This is a genomic window from uncultured Holdemanella sp., assembly GCF_934754935.1.
Taxonomy (GTDB): domain Bacteria; phylum Bacillota_I; class Bacilli_A; order Erysipelotrichales; family Erysipelotrichaceae; genus Holdemanella.
This window is the reverse complement of the sequence record NZ_CAKVJB010000016.1, coordinates 1-21,706: the sequence shown is the minus strand read 5'-3', so window position 1 is coordinate 21,706 and position 21,706 is coordinate 1. Positions and strand designations below refer to the sequence as shown.

General features: G+C 33.4%; 23 protein-coding genes and 1 other annotated feature. Of the genes, 8 read left to right on the top strand and 15 right to left on the bottom strand.

Features of this window, described 5'->3' with window-relative positions; genetic code table 11:
• Positions 1–10: 10 nt before the first annotated feature.
• The gene (ribF, locus tag Q0E86_RS05715) at positions 11–997 is read right to left on the bottom strand and encodes a riboflavin biosynthesis protein RibF (RefSeq protein WP_295755206.1); all 987 of its coding nucleotides are present in this window, start codon (positions 995–997) and stop codon (positions 11–13) included.
• Complete coding sequence (truB, locus tag Q0E86_RS05710; protein WP_295755203.1) at positions 997–1,821, bottom strand: tRNA pseudouridine(55) synthase TruB; 825 nt, start codon at positions 1,819–1,821, stop codon at positions 997–999. The genes ribF and truB overlap by 1 nt, the downstream gene beginning before the upstream one ends.
• Before the next feature lie 279 nt (positions 1,822–2,100).
• Here truB and Q0E86_RS05705 point away from each other — a divergent pair, with 279 nt between their 5' ends.
• From Q0E86_RS05705 to Q0E86_RS05695, 3 genes are all read left to right on the top strand, one after another.
• Positions 2,101–2,682: a hydrolase gene (locus tag Q0E86_RS05705; protein ID WP_295755200.1), complete on the top strand. Its 582-nt coding sequence runs from the start codon at positions 2,101–2,103 to the stop codon at positions 2,680–2,682.
• 174 nt (positions 2,683–2,856) lie between these two features.
• Positions 2,857–3,150, top strand: a complete 294-nt coding sequence (locus Q0E86_RS05700; protein ID WP_295755198.1) for a type II toxin-antitoxin system RelB/DinJ family antitoxin — start codon at positions 2,857–2,859, stop codon at positions 3,148–3,150.
• Positions 3,140–3,454 carry a type II toxin-antitoxin system RelE/ParE family toxin gene (locus Q0E86_RS05695; protein WP_295755196.1) on the top strand — a complete coding sequence of 105 codons (315 nt, stop codon included), beginning with the start codon at positions 3,140–3,142 and terminating at the stop codon, positions 3,452–3,454. Before Q0E86_RS05700 ends, Q0E86_RS05695 begins: the two co-directional genes overlap by 11 nt.
• Before the next feature lie 197 nt (positions 3,455–3,651).
• Here Q0E86_RS05695 and Q0E86_RS05690 read toward each other — a convergent pair whose 3' ends face one another.
• From Q0E86_RS05690 to Q0E86_RS05635, 12 genes are all read right to left on the bottom strand, one after another.
• A complete protein-coding gene (locus Q0E86_RS05690) occupies positions 3,652–5,295 on the bottom strand; it encodes an AAA family ATPase (RefSeq protein ID WP_295755194.1) in 1,644 nt (547 codons plus the stop codon).
• A 56-nt stretch (positions 5,296–5,351) separates the two neighbouring features.
• Entirely contained in the window at positions 5,352–7,088 is a 1,737-nt protein-coding gene (gene aspS / locus Q0E86_RS05685) for an aspartate--tRNA ligase (RefSeq protein WP_295755191.1), read from the bottom strand.
• Positions 7,089–7,090: 2 nt separating this feature from the next.
• Complete coding sequence (gene hisS, locus Q0E86_RS05680; protein ID WP_295755189.1) at positions 7,091–8,401, bottom strand: histidine--tRNA ligase; 1,311 nt, start codon at positions 8,399–8,401, stop codon at positions 7,091–7,093.
• A 38-nt stretch (positions 8,402–8,439) separates the two neighbouring features.
• Positions 8,440–8,629 (bottom strand) — a binding site (T-box leader).
• Positions 8,629–9,363, bottom strand: coding sequence for a YebC/PmpR family DNA-binding transcriptional regulator (locus Q0E86_RS05675; RefSeq protein WP_295755187.1), 735 nt, complete (start codon positions 9,361–9,363; stop codon positions 8,629–8,631). Its footprint overlaps the feature before it by 1 nt.
• 59 nt (positions 9,364–9,422) lie before the next feature.
• On the bottom strand, positions 9,423–10,409 hold the full coding sequence (locus Q0E86_RS05670) for a PhoH family protein (RefSeq protein WP_295755186.1): 987 nt from the start codon (positions 10,407–10,409) through the stop codon (positions 9,423–9,425).
• Between the two features lie 12 nt (positions 10,410–10,421).
• Positions 10,422–10,601 (bottom strand): 30S ribosomal protein S21, encoded by a 180-nt coding sequence (gene rpsU, locus Q0E86_RS05665; RefSeq protein ID WP_003865021.1) that lies wholly within the window; start codon positions 10,599–10,601, stop codon positions 10,422–10,424.
• Between the two features lie 79 nt (positions 10,602–10,680).
• The gene (locus Q0E86_RS05660) at positions 10,681–12,123 is read right to left on the bottom strand and encodes a UDP-N-acetylmuramoyl-L-alanyl-D-glutamate--2,6-diaminopimelate ligase (protein ID WP_295755185.1); all 1,443 of its coding nucleotides are present in this window, start codon (positions 12,121–12,123) and stop codon (positions 10,681–10,683) included.
• A 2-nt stretch (positions 12,124–12,125) separates the two neighbouring features.
• Positions 12,126–13,403: a tRNA (N(6)-L-threonylcarbamoyladenosine(37)-C(2))-methylthiotransferase MtaB gene (mtaB, locus tag Q0E86_RS05655; RefSeq protein ID WP_295755183.1), complete on the bottom strand. Its 1,278-nt coding sequence runs from the start codon at positions 13,401–13,403 to the stop codon at positions 12,126–12,128.
• 7 nt (positions 13,404–13,410) lie between these two features.
• Entirely contained in the window at positions 13,411–14,130 is a 720-nt protein-coding gene (locus Q0E86_RS05650) for a 16S rRNA (uracil(1498)-N(3))-methyltransferase (RefSeq protein WP_295755182.1), read from the bottom strand.
• Positions 14,130–14,858 carry a pseudouridine synthase gene (locus Q0E86_RS05645; protein ID WP_295755180.1) on the bottom strand — a complete coding sequence of 243 codons (729 nt, stop codon included), beginning with the start codon at positions 14,856–14,858 and terminating at the stop codon, positions 14,130–14,132. The genes Q0E86_RS05650 and Q0E86_RS05645 overlap by 1 nt, the downstream gene beginning before the upstream one ends.
• Before the next feature lie 3 nt (positions 14,859–14,861).
• Entirely contained in the window at positions 14,862–15,407 is a 546-nt protein-coding gene (gene scpB, locus Q0E86_RS05640) for an SMC-Scp complex subunit ScpB (RefSeq protein WP_295755178.1), read from the bottom strand.
• Positions 15,408–15,409: 2 nt separating this feature from the next.
• Entirely contained in the window at positions 15,410–16,141 is a 732-nt protein-coding gene (locus Q0E86_RS05635) for a ScpA family protein (protein ID WP_295755176.1), read from the bottom strand.
• A 90-nt stretch (positions 16,142–16,231) separates the two neighbouring features.
• Here Q0E86_RS05635 and Q0E86_RS05630 point away from each other — a divergent pair, with 90 nt between their 5' ends.
• The 5 genes from Q0E86_RS05630 to Q0E86_RS05610 are packed head-to-tail and all read left to right on the top strand — an operon-like array spanning position 16,232 to position 20,525.
• Entirely contained in the window at positions 16,232–16,936 is a 705-nt protein-coding gene (locus Q0E86_RS05630) for an N-acetylmuramoyl-L-alanine amidase (protein WP_295755174.1), read from the top strand.
• Between the two features lie 53 nt (positions 16,937–16,989).
• Positions 16,990–17,502: an NUDIX hydrolase gene (locus tag Q0E86_RS05625; protein ID WP_295755173.1), complete on the top strand. Its 513-nt coding sequence runs from the start codon at positions 16,990–16,992 to the stop codon at positions 17,500–17,502.
• A 4-nt stretch (positions 17,503–17,506) separates the two neighbouring features.
• Positions 17,507–18,703, top strand: a complete 1,197-nt coding sequence (locus Q0E86_RS05620; protein ID WP_295755171.1) for an acetyl-CoA carboxylase biotin carboxylase subunit family protein — start codon at positions 17,507–17,509, stop codon at positions 18,701–18,703.
• The gene (locus Q0E86_RS05615) at positions 18,700–19,455 is read left to right on the top strand and encodes an alpha/beta hydrolase (RefSeq protein ID WP_295755169.1); all 756 of its coding nucleotides are present in this window, start codon (positions 18,700–18,702) and stop codon (positions 19,453–19,455) included. The genes Q0E86_RS05620 and Q0E86_RS05615 overlap by 4 nt, the downstream gene beginning before the upstream one ends.
• Positions 19,452–20,525 carry a metallophosphoesterase gene (locus tag Q0E86_RS05610; protein ID WP_295755167.1) on the top strand — a complete coding sequence of 358 codons (1,074 nt, stop codon included), beginning with the start codon at positions 19,452–19,454 and terminating at the stop codon, positions 20,523–20,525. Before Q0E86_RS05615 ends, Q0E86_RS05610 begins: the two co-directional genes overlap by 4 nt.
• Positions 20,526–20,527: 2 nt before the next feature.
• Here Q0E86_RS05610 and Q0E86_RS05605 read toward each other — a convergent pair whose 3' ends face one another.
• A complete protein-coding gene (locus tag Q0E86_RS05605) occupies positions 20,528–21,562 on the bottom strand; it encodes a low specificity L-threonine aldolase (protein WP_295755165.1) in 1,035 nt (344 codons plus the stop codon).
• Between the last annotated feature and the right edge of the window lie 144 nt (positions 21,563–21,706).

Here is a 21,706-nt window from a genome sequence, read left to right as displayed (position 1 = left end):
TTTTAGTATATCAAAAAAGTGATTTAAACTCAAAAACTTTCGCATCCCAAAGTGTTGCAGTTTTTTGAATATACTTCATTTCTTTTAAAATCACTTTTTTACAAGTAATAATATCACTCTCTAATTGTTTTTTTAATTCTTCAAATCCATTAAAACGAATTTCATTTCGCGTCTTTTTTAAGAAAAAGAAACGAACTCTTTGATCATAAATATCTTGGTCAAAATCAAAGATATGTGCTTCAATGGAAACCTTTTTATTTTCAAAAGTAGGATTGTTTCCTACATTGATCATAGCTCCATAAAATGTATCATCCACATATACAAAACCCGCATAAACACCACTGGATGGTACTAAATAATCTGGATTTGCGCCAAGATTTGCGGTTGGAAACTTCAATAGTGTACTCCCTCTTTTAAAGCCATGTTCAACGACTCCTTCGATGGAATACATATAGCCTAAAAGCTCATTAGCCAAATCAATTTTACCACTTTGAATCAAAGGCTCAATACGACTCGATGAGATCTTTTCATTTTTTGAATTCACGCTCTCAATCACAGATACACCAAAATAATTCTGAGAAGAAATTGTGTCTACATTTCCTGAATTTTTTGATGCATATTTAAAATCAAAACCACATGTTATGTAAGATACATTCATTTTATGCAGCAGCATATGAAATGCATCTACATCTAAAGCTGCAAAATCTTTAGAAAATGTGATGACATACATCACTTCAATACCCATCGCATTTGCCAAATGGATACGATCTTGAAGTGTTGTGATATGTCTACATACACGTTCTGGAAAGAAAATCTTCCAAGGATCTGGATCAAATGTAATCAATCCACTTTGAATATTTAATTCTTTTGCCTTCTTAATACAATTTTCTAGTAATGCCTGATGTCCTGTATGTAAACCATCAAAGAATCCTATGCAACAAGAGCTTTTTGATAAATCTTTAGGAACATTCAAATAATCAATACGAATCACTTCCATTACCATAGACCTCTTTTACTTTTATATAAGCCTTCACGCTCTTTTTCATAGATGGCAACAGGCTCTTCACCATCTAAAATACATACTTCTTGATTTGGATTATCTAAACGAATGCGTTTTCCCTGATACACATCTTCAATTGGTTGATAATTGATTTTATCTAAATGGTCAAGTACATAGATTGAAGGATATAATACAGGTTCTTGTGTCTCTAGATCTTCTAAAGTTTGTGCCTGATCAATTGTAAAGCGACCAACCTTAGTTCTTCTTAAACTTTTCATACAACCTAAATTATTTGTGTGAAGAGCAAGATCTCTACAAATACTACGAACATACGTTCCACTTGAACATGCCACTCTAAAGCTATAATCACCTAAATCTTCAATTGAATAAATTTCAATATCGCTATAGACTTTAGGAACTTCAAGCCCCTCTCTTTGATAGTCCATTAATTTTTTACCATTTACTTTTTTATTGGAAGTCTTTGGCACCAATTGATGATTCTTTCCAACAAATTTTTGAAGTTCATCGTTAAAAGAAAAATCCCAATTTATTTCTTTTTCAGCTTCTACTTCACCCCAAATATCATCAGTTGATGTACTTTTTCCAAATTCAATCTGACCAATATATTCTTTATCTGTATCACTTAAAAACTGAAGTAATTTACAAGATTTACCACAAAGAACAACTAAAACACCAGTTGCGTTAGGATCTAATGTTCCTGTGTGTCCAAACTTTTTTTGTTTATATTTTCTTCGAAGCCAATTTACAACATCATGGCTTGTCATACCATACGGTTTATCAATAATTAAAATTCCATCCATAATTTCACCTTTTATATTTTACTTGTTTTTAAAGGTACTTGCAACTATGCACATTTGGTACTAAAAAGTCAAGACTTGTATTCTATTATGAAGTTCGCTATTATAAAAATGCCTAAGGACATTAATTTTTCCTACACTCGAGATAAGGGAAATCGGATGTTGAATTGTTGTGTTGAAGACCCGCTACGCGTGGGGATCCTAATGCTGTTCACAGATTACCCACCTGTACTTAACAGGGAAAGATCTCATGTTCTTGGGCTTTTAATTTAGGTAAAAAGTATGAACGCAAAAGAAGAATTTATTCAAATTTATAAAGAAAATATCCATCGTGAAGGTGCGGATGCCTTTCTAGAATTTCTAGAAGGTCCTCACTCTGATTTTTTTACTGCCCCTGCAAGCACACGTTTTCATGGCAATATGGAAGGCGGCCTTTGTGCACATAGTGTACATGTCTATCATTGTTTAAAGGATTATCTAGATAGACAAAGAGTAAAGGACACGTATAAAATGAACTACAGTGATGAAACCATTACACTTGTTGCTCTGTTACATGATATATGTAAAATTGGTGTCTATAAAAAAAGTACACGAAATAAGAAAATTAATGGTGAGTGGCAACAAGTAGATGTCTTTGAATTTGATGATGACATTCCTTTTGGACATGGTGAAAAAAGCGTCTATATGATTCAGCCATTCATGCGTATTAGTCGTGAAGAAGCCTTTGCGATTCGTTATCATATGGGATTTTCAGGAAGTGATCCTGTTAATAATGTAGGTAAAGCTTTTGAAATGTTCCCTTTAGCCTTTGCGCTAAGTACAGCCGATATGGAGGCTACATATTTTCTCGATGAACAAGTCTAAGGACTTGTTTTTTTATTGAAAAATTAGTTTTGGAGAAGACTGATTTATGAATTTGATCACAGAAGAATACATTCCTGTTAGATACAAAATAAAGCAACTACTATTAATAAGTAATACTTTTTATGTACATTAGCAATGAATTTGCATATAATTTAAATGTGGAGGTGATGCCGTATGTCTACTATTCAAGTAAGAGTAGATGATGATTTAAAGTCTAAGGCCGATGCATTATTTAAGGAATTAGGTACAGATACAACGAGTGCAATTCGTATGTTTTTAACTCAAGCAGTTGCTTATGATGGAATTCCTTTTCAAATTAAAAAATTCAATAAAACAAAAGAAATGAAAATTATGACAGAAGATGAATTTTTGGATAGACTTGCCTCTTCTAGAGCTCAATCTAAAGAAGGAAAAGTAATAGATGCAGATATAGCAATAGATAGCATTAGAAATAAATATGGATTATAAGGTGATATTTACTGAAAATGCAATGGAAGATATGGATTCTATTGTAGAATACCTTCTTTTTCACTTGCGTAATAAACAAGCAACAAATCATTTTATCGATTCTGTTGAAAATGGAAAATTCGTATTAAGTAATTCCGCTGAGTCATTTCAACTGTGTTTAAATCCTAGACTTCAAAGCTTGGGGTATCGAAGATTTAATTTAGATAAAACCAAATATTTCTTATTGTACCGTACTGAAAATTCAACAGTTTTTGTGGATGGTATTTATCATCAATTCCAAGATTACGAAAATACAATTAAATAATTTTTCTACTAGACGAGTTACACTCGTCTTTTCTAGTTATAGCCTCTATTCTACAAATGAAGGGTCATCGATTGCTTATTTAATGAAAGAAAAGAATCGTTCTTCGATCTTTTGAAGTATGATGCGTGCTAAAATGTACCAATTCAAACACAAATTGGTTTCATATTAAAAAGCAGTACTTAGTACTGCATATAGGCCTATTTTTCAACCCATTTCATCCTGACATCTTTTCCATGATGAGCTAAACCGATATAAACAACATTCCCCTTTAAATCAAACGAATAATTTTTAGATTGAATCTGTTCAATTGCTTCATTTGATAAATTATCAAGTTCAGATTCTAAGTCTTTAGAATTGTTTTTTAAATATTTAAATTCCAATACAAATGAAGTAGATTTACTATTCTTTGCCTTTAAGACTAGATCAAAGCGCCCTCTTCCAGCTTCCCTGTTACTTAAAACTTCATAATCATTAGATAAGCATAAACACATCCCAAGCATCATCATGTGATAACTATTCTCATTTTTTAAATCATGATAACTAGGTAACATTAAGATATTTCTATATTCTTTCAGAAATTGCTTTGGTTGTTTTTGAATTAAGAAACGCATTAGCCGGTTCAATTGACCTTCATTTAACGAAAGATAATATTCAGTTAAATTTCTAAATTCTCGATTCACTTCCTGATTCGGAATTTTGATACGATAGAAGCTATCTGTAATATCAATGGCTTTATCTACTGTTAAGTATCCCGCATTCACAAACAAGCCCCATAAGTTTGGAGTGCTTTTTACTTCATAGAAGCTAGTTTGTGTATTGACTTGTGTATCTAAATATCCATTTCTTATTAATTCTTCATATTGATCTTTAAAATCTAAATCTGCATTCTTGATATTCTCTTTTATCATTGTATTTGCACTTGTATTGATCCAATATGGAATTAACTCTTTCTTTTGAGCATAATTTAATATAGACCAAGGATTATATATATCCATATTTCCGATTTTGTATCCGTCATACACAGATTTAACTTCATCATTTAAAGTTAGACCATACGTATCTAACAATTGATTCACTTCATCTGCATTAAACCCAAAATACTCACTATAAGCAGTGTCGAGTATGGAATTCACATCTAGATTATTCAGATCACTAAAAATATTTTCTTTTGCAACTCTTTGAATTCCAGTAAGAAGTGCATATTTTAAACAATTCGATGTTTTTAAAGAATTATGAAGCAAACCGGATAAACCACCACGCAATTCCTCATAGCATCCATTCACATGAGCTTCAACAAATGGTGTATCATATTCATCGATAAAAACCATGACTTGTTTATTATAGTAAGCATAGAGTCTTTCCATCAAGAATGATAATGCATCATTGATTCCATTTAAATTATTACTGTGAAAATCCATTAAATTAGATTCAATATAATCATGTTCTTTCTGATCATATTTGTTTAAGCTCTTAAACACAAAATCATATTTTGCCCATTCATTTAGAATCTGCTTCTTAATGGTTGTGATAATTGATTCTCTATCTCTTTTTGCGTTCGCAAATGAAATGAAGATAGTCGGATATTGATTCATCTCATATACATAATCCGAATTCATGATTTTTGTATTTTCAAAAACAAGTTTAGAATTTTTTGTGACATCAAAAAACGAAGCCATCATAGACATATTTAGAGTCTTTCCAAAACGCCTTGGTCGAGTAATTAATGTGACTTTACTTTTTCTTTCTAAAAATTCCTGAATCATATTCGTTTTATCAACAAAATAATAATCATTATTTCTTAGTTCCTCAAAACTTGAAATACCAATTGGAATTGCCTTCATCTACATCACCTATTTAATTATATCAGAAATAAATAAAGACAGGAAAAATTCCTGTCTTACTTTGTTTCAATACCTAATTCTTTTAATTGTGCTGCATCTACTGGACTTGGTGCCTGTGCCATTAAATCCGATGCACTAGCTGTTTTAGGGAATGCCACTACATCACGGATATTTTCAGTACCAGCTAGAATCATAGTTAAACGTTCTAGACCAATACCTACACCTCCATGAGGTGGAGTTCCATATTGGAATGCATCCATAAACCAGCTGAATTTTTCATGTGCTTCTTCTAAAGTCATGCCGATGGCTTCAAATACTTTTTCTTGAAGTTTTTGATCATGAATACGAATAGATCCAGATAATAACTCATAACCATTTAATACTAAGTCATAGGCTCTAGAATAACAATGTGCTGGATCCGACATCAATTTATCAACATCTTCTAAGTTAGGTGAAGTAAATGGATGGTGAGCCGCTACATAACGGTTTTCATTTTCATCATATTCAAACATTGGGAAATCTGTAACCCATAAGAATTCATATGCATCTTTGTTGATCAAATCTAAATCATGACCTAATTTCACACGCAATGCACCTAAAGATGTTTGAGCCACTTTCTTTTTATCCGCTACAAAGAATACGATATCGTTTTCTTCGATGTTCAACATTGTACGCAATGCCTCTTTTTCTGCATCAGACAATACTTTTGTGACACTACCCGCAAAGCCTTCTGCCGTTAATTTTAAGTTGGCAAGCGCTTTTGCACCATATACCTTTACATAATCTTGTAACTTATCCAATTGTTTTCTTGAGAACTTGTCTGCACCATTCTTCACATTCATAGCCTGAATGATGCCACCTTCATTTAAGCAGTTTTCAAACACTTTAAATTCAGTATTTGCGAATACTTCGCTCACATTATATAAAGGCATATCAAAACGTAAATCTGGTTTATCCGAACCATATTTTTCCATACAAGTATCGTAAGGAATACGTTTAAATTCTGGTAAATCAATACCTTTAATATCTTTGAAGATTTCTTTCATTAAACCCTCTGTCATTGACCAAATATCTTCTTCATCCACAAAACTCATTTCAATATCGATCTGAGAGAATTCTGGCTGACGATCGGCTCTTAAATCTTCATCTCTAAAGCAACGAGCGATTTGGAAATAACGGTCCATTCCACCAACCATCAATAACTGTTTATATAATTGAGGTGATTGAGGAAGTGCATAGAATTCCCCTTTACTAATACGACTAGGCACTAAATAGTCACGTGCACCTTCTGGTGTAGAACGACATAAAATAGGTGTTTCTACTTCTGTAAAACCATATTTAGCTAAATAGTTACGAACTAATAAAGTAATACGGTTTCTTAAAATCAAATTCTTTTGAAGACATGGTCTTCTTAAATCTAAATAACGGTATTTTAAACGCGTATCCTCTAATGCATCTGTTTCATCCGCAATAATCATAGGTGTAGTAATTGCAGAGTTCACAATTTTTACTTCACTAACGACAACTTCGATTTCACCCGTTTTAAGTTTAGGATTCTTGTCTTTTCTTTCTACAACTTTACCCTTAACTTGAAGTACATATTCATTACGTACATCACTGATTTGTGCAGCAATATCTTCATTGAATACTAACTGAGTAATTCCATAACGATCTCTTAAATCAATGAAAACTAAAGCTCCAAAATTTCTACGTTTACTTACCCATCCACATAATGTGACTTCTGAATTTACATCTTGAAGACGCAATTCTCCATTGTTGTGTGTTCTATACATTTCTATTCTCCTTCATGCTCGTGATGATGATGACTTTCTTCTTCTAATAAAGAGTCAACATAAGGAACTAATTCCTCAACATCAATTGCTTCTTGTTCTTTATGTGCAATATTTTTAACTGTGACTTTCTTCTCTTCCAATTCCGATTTACCAATTAAAATCGCAAGTTTTGCCTTTGAACGATCCACAGCCTTAAATTGTGCCTTAAAGCTTCTTTCCATCATATCCATATCACAACGATATCCATAAGCTCTAAGCTCAGTCAACACTTCAAATGCATACGTTCTAGCTTCTTTATCTAGGCACATTACATAGGCATCTAAAGCTGGTTTTGATTCAAGCTCGATACCTTCTGCTTCTAAGGCAATCAATAATCGTTCCATACCTAGAGCCCATCCAATACCGCTCATACCTTCTGGTCCACCAAAGTATGAAATCAATCCATCATAACGACCACCAGCTAAAACAGTTGATTGTGCACCCATTTCCTTATTCATAGATACGATTTCAAATACAGTATGCGTATAATAATCCAATCCACGAACTAATTTATCATCCACTTCATATGGAATTTCAAGTTTATCTAATAATTCACATACTGTGTTGAAATATTCTTGACTCGCTTCATTTAAGTAATCAGACATCTTAGGTGCATTTTTCATACATTCATGATCATGATCCACTTTGCAGTCTAAAATACGCAATGGATTTTGTTCATAACGACGCTTACAGTCACCACACAATTCATCTACATAAGGCGCAAAATATTCTTTTAATGCACTACGATAGTTTGCACGAGACTCATCATCACCTAAAGTATTTAAACATACTTTAATATCGTTCAATCCCAATGATTTAAGAATTGAGAAAGCAAGTACGATCGTTTCTACATCGACATATGGACTTTTTACACCCAATGCCTCTACACCAAATTGATTAAAGATACGCATTCTTCCTTTTTGAGGACGTTCATGTCTTGACATAGGTCCCATATAGTAGAATTTTGCAGGAAGATCAGGATTTGCGTACATTTTGTTTTCTACAAAACTACGAACAACACCAGCCGTACCTTCTGGACGTAATGTTAATGATGTTTTTGAGTTTTCAAGTTTAAAAGTATACATCTCTTTGTTTACCATATCACTTGAATCATTTTCTCTTTTGAAGACTTCTGTATGTTCAAAAATCGGTGTACGAATTTCATCGTAGTTGTACATGTAACAGAAACTTCTTAATGTTTGTTCAAGAGCTTGCCATTTGTAAGATTCTTCTCCAAATACATCCTGACAACCTCTAGGAATTTGATATGCCATGTGTTTTCCTCCTTTAAATAAACAAAAAAACGCCCTGATATAAGGACGTTTTAAACGCGGTACCACCTTATTTTATACGTAAAGTATACACCTCAAGTCTTAACGCGACGAACGGTTGGTTTTTGTCCAACTCCTCCAAAGTGTCCCAATAAGTATTCTACGAAAATTTTCACCAGCCATTTTCTCTCTACAGTATATCCTTATCTTCTTCTTTTTCTTAGGATTAATTATTCAGCTTCATCTAGATTTGAAACGTTGTGATATACATTTTGTACATCATCCACTTCATCTAGTAAAGTTACCAAACGTTTGAATAAAGTTAAATCTTCACCATGAAGTTCAACTTCTTCATTTGGGATCATCTTATCTTCTAAGACTTCAAATTTAACATCTGGAATCAATTTTTCAACAACAACTTTTGCGTCATCCAATTGAGTTGGATCTACAGTAATTGTCATATATCCTTCTTCGATTTCAATGTCATTTAATTCAATTTCAGCTTCTAATAAAGCATCCATCATAGTTTCTTCGTTATCATATTGAATTACGATTACACCTAAGTGTTCATATCCAAATGATACAGATCCACCAACACCTAATTTAGAGTGTGATTTGTTGAAACAAGCTCTTAAGTTAGCAATTGTACGGTTTGCGTTATCTGTTAAACAATCAATGATGATTGTAGATCCTGCACCTTGTCCAAAGCCTTCATAACGAGCACTTGAATAACTTTCATCTGCACTACTTTTAGCTTTTTCGATTGCACGTTTGATTACGTCAGCAGGCACATTGTTTGCCTTAGCACGATCAATTGCTTTCTTTAAAGTTTGGTTCATATCTGGATTTGGGTCACCGTTCTTTGCAGCAACTAAAATCTCTTTAGAATATCTAGAATAAATTTTTGCCTTCGCATTAGCAGTTTTCTGCATTGCAGCAGCACGTACCTCAAAATGTCTTCCCATAGATTTATCACCTTTCAATATATTTTTTACAGTTTTTAATTATAACAGTCAAAACCAAATTATTCAACCTTGGCATAACGTTCAATGATTTTTTGAACCAAAGGATTACGAACCACATCACTATTTTCTAAGTGAATGATCGAAATACCATCTATATGATCCAAGATCGTACAAGCTTGCATCAAGCCTGAGTCTTTTTTCTTGATCAAGTCGATCTGTGTAACATCTCCTGTCACAACCATCTTACAATTCTTACCCATACGCGTTAAAAACATCTTCATTTGTGCACAAGTCGCATTTTGGGCTTCATCCAAAATCACAACGGCATCATTCAATGTACGACCACGCATAAAAGCTAAAGGCGCAATTTCAATGACTTGTTTCTCCACATATTTTTCAACCGTTTCTAAACCAAGCATTTCATTTAACGCATCATATAAAGGCCTTAAATAAGGATCTACCTTCTCTTTCATGTCACCCGGTAAAAAACCTAGTGATTCACCTGCTTCAACGGCAGGACGTGTAAGAATAATTTTTTCAACACGCTCACTTTTAAGCATATTCACCGCATATGCAACAGCTAAATAGGTTTTACCCGTTCCTGCAACACCAGTCGCAAATACAATTTCATTATGACGCATCGCATCACATAAAATGGCTTGTCCAATTGTTTTTGGATAAATCATCTTACCGGTTTTTGTCTTGCATACGGCTTGTAGCTGATGTGCTTTAAAATCTTTTAAACGATTTTTAAAAGCCAATGAACAAATGTAATTTACATCTTGGCTGTTTAAACGATGCTGCGTATCAATGATTGAAAAACAGGCATCAATCACTTCTTCGACCTTATGTGTATCTAAAGTATCATTGACTTCTACTTTGATTCTCTGGTCACGGATCATAAATACAGATTTAAAGCACTTATTCAACATTTCCAAATTGGAATCTTGAAAACCTGCAAAAATCTGAATTTCTTCAAATGTTCTGTCGGAACAATCAAATTCTAAAAAAGACACAAATCTCCTCCTCAAGAAAAAAATCTGCATTAAAAATGCAGATTATTTACCTCTACGTGCTTTACGTGCAGCTTCAGATTTTAACTTTCTGCGTACACCTGGTTTTACGTAAAATTCTCTTTTGCGCGCCTCAGCAAGGGTGCCATTACGAGAAACCTGACGTTTAAATCTTCTTAAAGCGTCATCAAGTCCTTCGTTTTCTTTAAGAACTACTTTTGGCATATTCACAAACCTCCCTTCCCAAGATTAGCAAAAATATTATATCAAAGATTTCATATAATGCAAGTATATTTATAAATTTTTAGCCTAAATTTGCCTGAATACACTCTTTAGCCGCTACATTATCGCCTACCCAAGGAGCTCTTCCGTTTTCACGATAGATAAAGCTTTCATCACCTTTACCAAGAAGCAACACAGTATCCCCTTCTTGAGCTGAACTGATTGCTTGATGAATCGCTTCATAACGATCTTGTACAAATACATGTAATGTATCTTTAATACCAGACTTAATTTGATCCCCAATTTCTTTTGGATCTTCATCACGAGGATCATCCTCTGTAATGATAATATAATCACAATATTTATCAGCTAATTCACCAAATACTTTACGCTTATGCACATCACGTTTACCTGCAGAACCAAATACCGCAATCAAACGATGTCCAGGCATTGTGATACTTCTTCCAAACTGCATCATCTTTTCCATACCATCTGGAGTATGCGCAAAATCAACGATCACATTATATGGCTGACCACAATCGATACGTTCCATACGACCTTCTACTTGGGCAACATGACCACATTTTTCAATGATTTTCTCTAAATCATAACCCGTTTCATTTAAGGCTGCCATAGCTGCAAGTAAGTTATATACATTAAAGTTGCCCACCAAATTTGTCTTAACCGAATACATATGACCTGAATAAACTAAGTCAAATTCAGTTCCATTCGAACTCATCTTAATATTGATGGCACGATAATCCGCTTCTTTATTAATACCATAAGAAACAACACGAGCTTTAGAACAATCTTTTAATGCCTCATATTTTTCATCATCTCTATTTAATACGGAAACACCATTTTCTTTGACAAGATTTTTAAACAACAAACTCTTTGCCTCAAAATAATTTTCCATTGTTCCATGAAAATCCAAATGATCATACGTTAAATTGGTAAAGATTGCACAATCAAATGAAATACCATCCACACGATGTTGTGCTAAACCATGACTCGATACTTCTAATGCGCATGCCTTCATACCTACACGAACCATATCCGCAAGTTTTGATTGTAAAAATAGTGCATCCGGTGTTGTTAAATTTGGCTGTAATTCAATATCACCATATTTAATCGCAATTGTTCCAATATAACCGCATGGCGTTTTATCATTGATCATATCACGAATGATATTTGTGATAGTTGATTTACCATTGGTACCTGTAACACCATACATTTTTAATTTATCACTCGGTTTGGCATAGAAGATACGAGCCACCTTATTCATGGCATCATTGACATCTTCCACACGAATATAAACAGCGCCTGATGCCATATTCAATAATTCTTTGGAATGAACAATACATACGGCTCCATTTTTAATGGCTGAATCAATAAAGTCATGTCCATCATTAGTAAGGCCAGGTAAACAGAAATAAATATTTCCAGGTCTTACGGTTCTTGAATCAAAACTTAAACCTGTAATATTTACTGTAGGTGCATTTTTAAATAGTTTGCTTAATCGCATACTCAATCCTTCTTTCCATAGTACGTACCATCTTCAATACGTTGCCATTCGATTGTGATTCTACCACTTAATTGTGTATCACTCAATATCTTACAAGGATGATATTGATTTGTATAACCTGTATAGTAACCATCTTGTTTTCGTTCAATCAACACTTGTACAGGATTAAAACGCTTCATATCTTTTTCTCTACATGCATTTGAAAGTTCAAGTAGTCTAGCTACTCGAGCTTTCGCAATCTTACCATTGATTTCACCCTTCAAAGTACTTGCCTTTGTTCCATTACGCTTACTATAAGGGAAAACATGGAAGAAACTTAATTCTAGATCTGTAAGATTTTTATAAGTTGTTTCAAATTCTTCATCACTTTCTTGCACAAATCCAGCAATCACATCGGTTGAAATTGAAATATCTGGAATACAAGAACGAATATAATCTATTTTTTCTTTAAACTGCTCAATCGTATACGGACGATTCATACGTTTTAATGTTTCGTTACAAGCCGATTGTACAGGAATATGTAAATGATGACACATACGAGGATTTTCTTGCATCAACGCAATCAATTCATCACTTACTTCTGTAATTTCTATACTTGAAATACGATAATATACAGATTCTGGTGTATTTTCTAATAAGGCTTTCATTAGTTTAGCCAAATCGTATTCTCCATCAAAATAACGACCCGTATGAATACCTGTTAAAACAATTTCTGTATGACCTTTTTCACATAGATCTTTGGCAATTTGAATAACTTCGTCATGATTTAAACTACGCTCTCTACCACGCGCAAAAGGAATTGCACAATAAGAACAGAATTGATTACAGCCATCTTGTACTTTTAGAAATGCACGATGCATCGATTCAAAACAATGTACAGGCATGGCTTCAAAATCTTTAAACTGTGTAACTTCATGTACAACATCAATTTTTTCATGATCCTTTAATGCTTGTTGAATTAAAGTCACCAATTCATTCTTTTGTTTCGCACCAATAATAAGATCTGCATCTAAGGCCTTTCTTTCGTCCTCACTAGCACATTGCACGAAGCATCCTACCACAACACATAAAGCGTTTGGATTCATACGTTTTGCGTAATGAATCTTTTGACGCGATTTACTTGCGGCTGTATTTGTGACTGTGCATGTATTGATGATACAAATATCACAGGCTTTTTCTGACGATACCTGTTCATATCCTAATTTTTCTAATTGACCTGCATAGTATTGCGATTCATACGCATTTACTTTACAGCCTAGTGTAATAATTGAAAATTTCATTTATCCCTTATCCTTCCACATGATTTTGGTACTCAATAGCTCCCAATACATAACAAGCTGCTGTTTCGGCTCGTAAGATATTTTTACCTAAAGAACAATTCGCATACCCAAATTCATTTAATATTTGTATTTCGCTTTCCTCAAATCCGCCCTCAGGCCCAATACATACAGTAATGGTTTGAGGATTCTCTTTTAAATAATGTGCCATATGTTTTGAAGGATCACTTTCCTTTTCATAAGCCACAAGATTACATTCACTTTTATAGTTCGATAGATCCTTCAAAGAAATGACAGGCTCTAATTCCACCAACGTATTGCGGTTACATTGTTTTGTCGCCGCAAGTAAGATCTCATTCCATCGTGTTAGTTTCTTTTCCGCCTTTTTCTCATCCAATTTCACAACCGTATTCTTCGAGACAAAAGGAACGATTTTACTTACACCAAGTTCACATGCCTTTTGAAGCATCCATTCAAATTTATCTTGTTTGATCAAAGCACAACATAATGTAATGGATTGATTTTCATCAGACACATCCACCTTTGAATCCACCACAAGATTCGGTTTAGTTTCTACATGTCCTAAGAAAACACCTGAGTTTTTTGTGATGATACGAATCTTTTCTTTTGGTGTTGTACGAAGTACATCGAAAATATGATGGGCTTGTTTTGCATCTAATGAGATCAAATCATTCACCGAAACAGCTTGATCTAAATATACTTGTTTCATTATTTTTGTTCGCCTTCCATAGCTAAACGATTTAATTGCTTGATTTCATAAGGCTTTAAGCGACGATATTCACCCGCCCTTAAATCTTTAACATCTAAGAATGCAAATTTAACTCTGTGTAAACGACGAACTTCATGACCTAATGCCAACATCATATTCTTTACCTGGTGATTTTTACCTTCAGAAATAGTAAGTTCAAACTGTGTACGATTACGCGTTAAATCTTTTTGAAGCACAAATACTTTAGCCGGTTGATACTTCTCTGTTTTTGTCTTTAAACCTTTTTTTAATTGTTTAATATCATCTTCTGTTAAGATACCTTGTAGATTTACGACATATGTTTTTTCTAAATGATAACGAGGATGAATCATGTGGTTACAAAATTCACCATCATTTGTCAATAATAAAACACCACTAGTATCATAATCTAAACGTCCTACCGAGAAGATTCTTTCATTTTTAGGCATATAGTCTAGTACAGTTTTTCTTCCTTTATCATCACTATTTGTACATAAACAACCTTTAGGTTTATTCATAATGTAGTATACTTTTTCTTCTTTAGAAATCATATTTCCATTGACTTCGATCATATCTTGTTTCGATACTTTCGTACCTAACACATCACATACTTCCCCATTCACTTTGACTTTTCCATCCAAAATCAATTCTTCGGCTTTTCTTCTTGAACAAATACCCGCTTGGGCAATTACTTTTTGTAGTCTTTCCATTGTCTATTCTCCTTCAAATAATTCTTCATTATTGTTTTGTGTTTGTGGTAATTCCGGTAGTTCTTTTAGATCCTCTAACTGAAACGCATCTAAGAACTCATCGGTTACACGATATAATAAGGGTTTACCAATCGCATCCAAACGATCTTTAGCTTCAATCAAGCCACGAGCCACTAATTTTTTTAACATCATTTCACAATTTACACCACGAATTTCTTCAATTTCAACACGTGTGATTGGTTGTTTATAGGCAATGATAGCCAAAGTTTCCATGGCCGCTTGTGAAAGTGTGGGTTGTTTATATTCTTCAAATAATTGTTTTCCATAAGGATATACAAATTCTTTTGTGACAAACTTAAATCGATTCGCATATTCAACGAGTTCAATTCCTTTGGCATTGCTCGAATATTCTTCTTTTAATGCATCTAATAAAACGCGGATATCATCCATTTCTAAATTTTTAAGACCGAGCATCATTTGATCCATGGTCAAACCTTCTTCTCCGCTTAAGAAAAGTAAGCCTTCTAGTATTGCCTTCGCATTATCCATATCTACAAATCCTCTCTTGCGACCCAAATCATTTGGGTTTCATCAATGGAATATGTCATCCATTTCTCATGTATTAAATCAAGTATCGATAAAAAAGTAACGATAACCATATGTAAGTTTGTACAATCGCTACAAAGATCTTTAAAAGATATCGATCCATTTATATGTTTCATTCTATCTTTGATTTGAACCGCTCTTTCTTCCAAAGACAATTCTTTGATTGTTACCTTTGTTTCATAAGGCTGTAACAGTTCCATACGTACGATACAATGGCGCATAGCCTTCATTAAATCGTAAGGCGATTGATTTTCTAAAGTATCACTTTCGACAGGAATTTTCCATTCTTCAACTAAGCTTGAAACTGGTCGAGAAAAATGTAGTTGCCTTTGATCATAGCCTTCTTTTAAGGCAAGACTTACCTCCTTATATCTTTGATACTCCAATAAACGAGCTACCAATTGATCACGTTGATCTTCTTCATATTCTTCTTCTACCTCGACGGTTTCTCTTGGCAAAAGTTTCTTCGACTTATATGCGATAAGACTCGCAAGTTCTGATAAATATTCACTGGCCACTTCTAAATGCATATTTTGCATGGCATGAATATATTCAATATATTGTGTTGCCAAAACATTCATATCCAAGTCAAAAAGATCTAATTTATTTTCTTTGATTAAATGCAGCATCAAATCCAAAGGACCTTCAAACTGATCTAATGTTATTAAAAAATCCATACTATCACCCATACTACCCATTATAACAAATTTTAAAAAGCTTTTCATCCTTTACGACTAATGTTAAAATAAGAAAACAGGAGGTTAATCATGCGTAGAGCCATTCTCTTTTTAATTTTTGCACTATTTTTGGCGATGGTCATTCAGCCAAATCTAAATAAACAAATCAAAGAAAAATCAAAAATCGATGTTCCCGAACAAACAGAATCTACTATTATCACTAATGATACGGTTTCAAATTCGCGTTGTAAATCAAAAGCTGTCATTTGTATTGATGCAAGTCATGGAGGAAGTGATAGTGGATATACAAGCGATGGACATACAAGTGAAAAAGATCTAAATTTGATTATAGCTAAAAAAATTGGCGATTCACTTTCTAGTGTTGGCTATAATGTAGTCTATACTCGTAGTGATGATTCAACACTTTCGACAGAAGATCGAGTTACTTCTATCAACTCGCAAAAGGCAAATTATTTAATTTCAATTCAAATGAATTCAAGTTCAGATTCTTTATCAAAAGGATATTCTATTTTCACTCAACCAAACGATAAGATGATTCAATTGGCTAAAAACCTATCCAATACAATGAACGCAATCAACCTATCGCAATTTGAAGGTATTGATTCGGACCATTATGAAAACTTCCCTATTTTATATGATAGTCAAATTCCATCGATTCTTTTGGAACTTGGATATTTAAGTAATAGTGATGATTATTCAAAATTAGTAGATGAAACGTTCCAACAAAAAATAGCGGATGCGATTACAGAAAGCTTTTTAGCTAAAATCAATTAACACTCTTAGGAGTGTTTTTTTGTGCTATAATTTTAAGAAAAAAGAGGTATTGTATGGAAGAGAAATTGATCTATAAAGGAATTATTTTTGATTTAGTTCAAAAAGATGTAAAAATCAAAGATAAAATGTATAAAAGAGACATCATACGTCATCCAGGAGGTGTGGGTGTCATTTGTATTATCGATGGCAAGATCTTACTTGTAAGACAAGAGCGCCCTGCCATTGGAAAAGAAACACTTGAAATTCCTGCAGGTAAACTCGAATATGGTGAAGATCCTATGGAATGTGGTCTTCGTGAATTGAATGAAGAAACCGGTATGGCATGTGATAAATTAGAACTATTACTTAGTTTTGTTTCAACGCCTGGCTTTTGCGATGAAAGAATTTGGATCTATAAAGCCATTAATCCAAGAATTGCCGATAAGAAGCTTAGTTTAGATGAAGATGAAGAAATTGAGACTTTATGGCTTGATTTAGAAACGGCTTATGAGTATACAAGAAACGGAAAAATTGACGATGGAAAGACTGTCATTGCGATTAGTCAAATGATGGCAGAAAGGAATTAAGATTATGAATTTTGTGGTGATTTCACCCAACTATCCAGAAAGTTACTGGATGTTTTGTAGAGGGTTAAAAGAAAATGGAGCTAGAGTATTGGCTATTGTCGATACACCTTACAATCAATTAAAACAAGAATTAAAAGAGTATTGTGATGAAATTTATGTTGTGAAAAGCTTTCATGATTATGATGAAATGATTAAAGCATGTGGTTATTTCACATTCAAGTATGGAAAGATCGACTGGATCGAATCCAATAATGAAGCTTGGCTAGATTTAGATGCGCGTCTTCGTGATGATTTTAATGTAAAAACAGGTTTTTCATTAGAAAGAATCGAAGAACTTCAATCGAAATCACAAATGAAAAAGTATTATAAAGAGGCCAATGTGCCGGTTGCCGATTATAAAGTATTACATACCCTAAAGGATGGACTTGATTTTGCGGATAAAGTGGGATATCCACTTGTTATGAAGCCAGATCATGGTGTTGGTGCAAGTATGACTTATAAAATCATGAATGCCGAACAATTAGAATCTGTCTATATGCAAACAAAAGATCACGTTATGATTTTAGAACAATATATTGATGGAGATGTCTTTACCTTAGATGGTATTTGTGATGAAAATGGAGATATACGCTATCTAAATAGTTTAGAATATGTCGGTAACTGCATGGATTCTGTGCTTTATCAACAAAGCATTGGATGCTTCACAACATTTGAGATCAGCGATAAATGTCGTGATATTGTTCAAAGAACGATTCATGCCTTTAAAATCAAGAATCGTTTCTTCCATTGTGAATTCTTTCGATTGAATCATGATGTACAAGGATTAGGTGAAAAAGGTCGCATCTTTGGCTTAGAAGTCAACTTTAGACCTCCAGGAGGATTCTGCCCAGATTTAATGAATTATGCGGGTGAACTCGATGTGTATCGGTTATGGGCTGAAGTCATTTTAAAACAACGAGCATCGTATTCAAAACTTAGAAGATATTCGGCTGGTTTTGTAGGAAGAAGAAATTCCATCAAATATCGTTTTACAATCAAAGAAATCCAAGAGATGTTTAAAGAAGAATTAATTGAAGTCTTATATCTTCCAGAAGCCATTGCGGCTGCCATGTGTGATATTGCGATCGTTGCCAAATTTACAAGTCCTTCAAGACGCGATGAATTCTTTAAGACTGCATTATTAAGAAGGGATCGATTATGATAGTTGAAAAAGAGCTTTTCATGACAAAGCTCAATGAAAAAAGAAAAATCTTTATTTATCTACCCGATAATTATGACACGAGTAATAAACAATATCCTGTTTTATATGCCTTTGATGGTCATAATATCTTTTTAGATGCCTATGCCACATATGGTAAGGCCATTCATATTCAAGAACATATTGAAAAGCTAGGTATCGATATGATCGTAGTGGGACAAGAATGTAGCCATACTGGAAACAATCGATTAAAAGAATATGCTCCCTACTCTTTTTATGATCCTGAATACGGATCTTTTGAAGGTTTAGGCGATGATACAATGGATTTTTTTGTGAATGAATTAAAACCTTATATAGATCAAAATTACAGAACTAAAAAAACAAGAAAAAATACATTTATTGGTGGAAGTAGTTGTGGTGGTTTAATGGCCTTATATGCAGCCTATGCCTATTCCAATATCTATTCAAAAGCTATTGTGATATCTCCTTATGTTTTAGAGAGCATGGATGCGATATTAAGTGATATAAGCCAAAGATACATTCAAAAAAATACTTCCATCTATTTATCTTGGGGTTCGAATGAAACAAGTGTAATGCATGAGTTTGTCTGGCAAACTAAGGCATGTACAGAAATTGGTAATGCCTTATCAAAAAAAGGAGTCAAAGTCTTGTACAATGTAATTCCAGAAGGAAGACATTGTGAGGAGGACTGGGAAAAAGAATGTGATACATTCCTTCCGTTTTTAGTTCAATGAACCGAAATGTAGTTATTCAAAAACTTAAAACAAATGCCAAACGAAAGATTGTGATTAGTGATATTCATGGAAATTTAGATCTATACTTAAAATTATTAGACAAAATTTCTTATAAGCCCAATGAAGATTGTCTGATTCTTTTAGGTGATTTAATTGAAAAAGGAAATAGAAATCTAGATACTCTTCATTACATCATGCATCAAGTACAAACTGAGGATGTACATTGTATCATGGGTAATTGTGATTTCATTGCGAAAAATGTTCTTTACTCCTATCGTTTGGATTTTTTAAAGCATGTTCTTGGGTTTCGAAAAGCGAGTTTGATTCATGAAATGGCTAAAAATCTAAATATCGAAATCAACCAAAATAGTAATATGTCTGAAGTTTGTCAAATTTTAAGAAAACATTATCTAGCTGAACTATGCTTCTTAAATGATCTACCCCATGTATTAGAAGATGACGAGCATATTTATGTACATGCAGGTATTGAAAGTAATGAAAATTATGGAACGGATTTTAAACAAGTCATGACACACGCCTTCTTTTTAGAAACCAATCAAGTATTTAAAAAGAATGTCGTTGTCGGTCATATGCCTGTGACTGAATATTGCACACATATCGCCTCTTTTGATCCCATCTATGATGCAAAACATAACATTTATAGTATTGATGGAGGCAACATGGTTAAATATGGTGGTCAATTAAATGCACTTATATTTGAAGACAACAAGATTTTGATGGAAAGATGTGATTTTCTTAAAGAAAGAAAAGTCATTCGGGATGTAGATTATCATACACAAATTCCTTTCTTTATCACTTTTAATCATGGACAAATTCAAGTATTGAAAAAAAACAATCTACAATCAAAAGTATATTGTCCCTACAACAAGCGTACTTTTTGGGTTGAAAATGAGTTTGTGACAAAAGATATGAAGGCTTATGATTATACAAATTATGAGATTCCATTAAAAAAAGGCGATACCGTAAAAGAGGTATTCGCCTATCAAGATAAAGTTCAAATCAAAAAGAATGGTATTTTAGGTTGGACCTATCGTTCAAACCTAGAATGATACTATTCTTTTTTTTCACTAGCTTGTTCTAAGTAAGTGAATAATGCATCGACTTCATCTTCAGTTGTATGCCAGCTAGTCACAAAACGAATGACATAATGATCATCACATTTTTCCCAGATTTCAAAATCAATATTTTCACTTAAGAATTGGTATTGTTCTTTTGTGACATTGACAAAAATCTGGTTTGTATCACTCTTCATAAATAAAGCATAACCTAAATCTTGAAGTTTGGATTGAATTTTTTGTGCTAATTCAACCGAATGTTTGGCATAACTAAAGAAAGCATCATGTTCAAATAAGCCTAAGAATTGAATTCCTAAAAGCCAACCTTTGGCAAGCATTGCTCCATTTTGTTTCATCACAAAGCGGAAATATGGTTTTAATTCAGGATTTGAGATGACAACCGCTTCTCCAATTAGAGCACCATTCTTTGTACCACCAATATAGAACACGTCACAAATATTCGCTAAATCATTTAATGTATAATCCACAGTCGATAAAGCAACACCAAGTCTTGCCCCATCCATCATTAAATATAGACCTAATTCATCACAAACACGTCGAATATCCATCAATTCGTCATATGTATAAACGGTTCCATATTCTGTGGCATTTGAAATATAAACCATTTTTGGATAAACCATATGTTCATACGAAAGCATATGAGTATCAAACACTTTACGAATATCACTCGGATTGATCTTTCCTGCATAGTTATTAACAGGAATTACTTTATGTCCAGTTGCTTCAATCGCACCTGTTTCATGTGTAGCAATATGTCCTGTATCACAACTGATAACAGCTTCAAATGGTTTTAAACAAGCTTTGATGATGGTTTGGTTTGTGATCGTTCCACCTACAATAAAGTGAACATCCACATCATAATCTGGAATATGTTTCTTTATGGCTTCTTTTGCGCTTTGACAAATTTCATCCATACCATATCCAGTAAAAGAATGGCCATTTGTAGTATTCATATATTCCATAATTTCAGGAATACATCCTTGACCATAATCATTTCTAAAAAATAACATTTTTATCAACTCCCAAAACCATTGTAACACAAAAACAGGTCCTTTGACCTGTTTAAGCATTTTTATTGACTATATAAAAATAGTTAGGGTCTAGATACGCTATAAGATTACATAGGGTAATGCGCTAGGCAGCTTAAAATTCGC